Source organism: Thiohalocapsa sp., assembly GCF_019695415.1.
In the GTDB taxonomy this organism is placed as follows: Bacteria; Pseudomonadota; Gammaproteobacteria; order Chromatiales; family Chromatiaceae; genus Thiohalocapsa.
The window spans coordinates 1-2,182 of record NZ_JAIFKJ010000053.1 but is presented as its reverse complement, the minus strand read 5'-3'; the positions used below and the strand labels follow the sequence as shown (position 1 = coordinate 2,182).

Annotated in this window: 3 protein-coding genes; all 3 read left to right on the top strand. The window is 67.0% G+C overall.

All coding sequences use genetic code 11. From position 1 onward, the window contains the following. Positions 1 to 115 precede the first annotated feature (115 nt). Positions 116 to 985 (top strand): zinc ABC transporter substrate-binding protein, encoded by an 870-nt coding sequence (locus I6U14_RS00630; RefSeq protein WP_296896031.1) that lies wholly within the window; start codon positions 116 to 118, stop codon positions 983 to 985. Positions 986 to 1,031: 46 nt separating this feature from the next. Further along, on the top strand, positions 1,032 to 1,874 hold the full coding sequence (locus tag I6U14_RS00625) for a metal ABC transporter ATP-binding protein (RefSeq protein WP_296896029.1): 843 nt from the start codon (positions 1,032 to 1,034) through the stop codon (positions 1,872 to 1,874). A gap of 21 nt (positions 1,875 to 1,895) precedes the next feature. Further along, positions 1,896 to 2,182, top strand: a 287-nt coding sequence (locus tag I6U14_RS00620; RefSeq protein ID WP_296896027.1) for a metal ABC transporter permease, incomplete at its 3' end; no start/stop codon positions are given.

The window sequence follows — 2,182 nt, the reverse complement described above, 5'->3', positions numbered from 1 at the left end:
CTATCTCCCGGCTGCGTGGTGTCTGTCCTCGTGTCTGCGCGCTGCGTCGTGCTGCTGCAGCTAACGCTTGGATAGCGACGGCCCGCGTGCCTAGCCCTACCCGGTCACCCGCACCATCGGCATGGTGGCCGACATCTGCCGACAGGGCGCCGGCGAGCACGCCCGCGTCGAAGGCCTCATCGGCGAGGGGGCCGATCCGCATCTTTACAACCCCAGCCACGACGATGTGGTCGCACTGCAGAACGCGGACGTGGTGTTCTACAACGGGCTGATGCTCGAGGGGAAGATGACGGACATGCTGCTTCGCATCGCGCGGCGGGGCCGTCCGATTTATGCGGTGACCGAGACCATTCTCGAACAGGGCGATTACGTGATGACCGACGCGGAGCATCTTTACGACCCGCATGTGTGGATGGACGTGGGCGGGTGGATGCGTGCGGTCGACGTCGTGGCCGACGCCCTGGCCCAGTACGATCCGACCCACGCCGCGTCGTATCGCGCCAACGCCGAGGCTTACAGGCAGAAGCTTGAACAACTCGACGCCTATGCGCGGCAGGTGATCGGCTCGATCCCCGAAGACAAGCGAGTGCTGGTCACCGCCCATGATGCGTTCAACTACCTGGGCCGGGCCTACGGCCTGGAGGTGCGGGGGATTCAGGGCCTGAGCACGGAGAGCGAAGCCGGCGTGCAGGACATCGAGCATCTCGTGGGGTACCTGGTCGACAACGACATTCCCGCGGTGTTCGTGGAAACGTCGGTGGCGGACAAGAACGTCCGCGCCCTGGTCGAAGGCGCCCGGGCGCGGGGGCACGAGGTGAAGATCGGCGGGGAGTTGTATTCCGACGCCATGGGCCCGGCGGGCAGCTACGAAGGCACGTACATCGGCATGATCGACCACAACGTCACGACCATCGCGCGTGCCCTGGGCGGCGACGCGCCTGCCGGTGGAATGAGCGGCAGGCTTTCGCGGCCGCACGGTGAATGACGCCAGCGCAGCCGAATTCGATCGGACCGCAAGGAAACCCACCAGGATGAATCGCATCGCGACACTGCAGACCCCGCCCGACCCGGCCGCGCCGCCGTCGCGGTCATCGTCAACGTCGCCGGCCCATCCGGCCGATGTGCCCCTGGCGATCGACGATCTGACCGTCGCCTACCATCGCAAGCCGGTGCTGTGGGACATCGACCTGGACATCCCCGAGGGCAAGCTGGTCGGGATTGTCGGGCCCAACGGGGCGGGCAAGAGCACGCTGATCAAGGCGTGCCTGGACCTGGTGCCCAAGGCCTCGGGGCGGGTGCTGGTCTATGGCAAGCCCTATCGCAGGCAGCGGGCGCTGGTCGGCTACGTGCCCCAGCGCGAGAGCGTGGACTGGGACTTTCCGGTCAACGCGCTGGACGTGGTGGCGATGGGCACCTACGGGCAGCTTGGTTGGTTCAAACCCGTCGGCCGCAAGCAGAAGGACGCGGCGCGCGAGGCGCTGGACCGGGTGGGCATCGCGCACCTGGCCGACCGGCAGATCAGCCAGCTTTCCGGCGGCCAGCAGCAGCGGGTGTTCCTGGCCCGGGCGCTGGCCCAGGATGCGGCGTTGTACTTCATGGATGAGCCTTTCGCGGCAGTCGATGCGGCCACGGAGCGGGCGATCGTCACGCTGCTGCACGAATTGAAGCAGCAGGGCAAGACGTGCCTGGTCGTTCATCACGACCTGGCGACGGTCAGCCAGTATTTCGACTGGCTGGTGCTGTTGAACATGCGTGTGGTCGAGGCCGGGCCGACCGAGCGGGTGTTTACTTCCGAGAATCTCAAGGCGACCTACGGCGGGCGGTTGAGCCTGCTCGAAGAGGCCGGCCAAGCCCTCAGCCAGGCCGGCCGGTAGGCGATGGGCATGCGTTGGACCATGGCAATCGTGATCGGCCTGTTGTGCGCGGCGAACCTCGCTTCGGCGGGACCGGCGCATGGGACCGACTCCGCCCGAACCATCGGGCAGGACGATCGGCCGCTGATCGACTGGCCCTCGCTGCCGCAGATCGTCGAAGTCGCCACGCTGCAGAACTACAACACCCGGCTGGTCGTGCTCAGCACCTCGGCCCTGGGCATCGCCTCGGGCCTGGTCGGGACGTTGCTGCTGCTGCGCAAGCGATCGCTGATGGGCGATGCCCTCTCGCATGCGACGCTGCCGGGGAT